The sequence below is a fragment of the Vibrio sp. 1562 genome (assembly GCF_033340155.1).
Classification (GTDB): Bacteria; Pseudomonadota; Gammaproteobacteria; order Enterobacterales; family Vibrionaceae; genus Vibrio; species Vibrio alginolyticus.
Genome location: NZ_JAWOVY010000263.1, coordinates 1 through 760, shown reverse-complemented (window position 1 = coordinate 760; position 760 = coordinate 1). Strand labels below are relative to the sequence as shown.

The following is a 760-nucleotide window of genomic DNA, read 5'->3' as shown; positions in this document are numbered from 1 at the left end:
CCATGATGCAGCGTGACAAGATCATGCAAAATTTGTCGTACATCTCAGATGTGAATGTTTTGCCAGATTGGATGACGGTCTCTCAGCTTCTGAGTTATACCGAAGGGGTTCACCCGGGTTTCAATCGCAGCAAAGCGGATGCGCTGCTTCGTCAAACCGACATCAAACCACGTGCGAAAATCAGAGCCCTTTCGAAAGGGATGAAAGTGCAATTGCACCTTGCCATTGTTATCGCAACCAATACACAAATCCTGATTTTGGATGAACCAACTCTTGGTGTGGATTTGGTTTACCGCGACACCTTCTACCGTCATTTACTGGAATGGTTTCACGATGGTGAACGCGTTCTGATCATCACCAGCCATGAAGTTTCCGAGATCGAGCATCTGTTAACCGATGTGTTGATTCTTAAACACGGTCGCCCGGTGCTGCAAACCTCAATGGACAGCATCAGTGAAGACTACTTTATTCTCGATGCCAATGACGAACACCGTGCGCAAATTGAAGCGATGCACCCACTCTCTTCTCAAAAAGGATTGGGCACAACGAAATGGCTATTGTCTTCACAATACGCTGATCAAGCGGCAGGGCTTGGCGATATGCATGGTGTAAAACTGGCGGATCTGTTTTTAGCGTTACAAAAGGAGGCAGCATGATGCGCTCTGTCGTCGCAATGTTGCGTAAAGAGTGGTTAGAAAACCCACTAGTATTGCGCTTACCTTTGTTTATGTTGGCGTGTGGAGCGTTGCTTTTTATTAGT

Annotated in this window: 1 protein-coding gene; it reads left to right on the top strand. The window is 46.7% G+C overall.

Annotated features, from left to right (window positions below):
• Positions 1-656: ATP-binding cassette domain-containing protein (locus tag R7Z49_RS24550; protein WP_318112309.1), on the top strand; the 656-nt coding region annotated here is incomplete at its 5' end.
• Between the last annotated feature and the right edge of the window lie 104 nt (positions 657-760).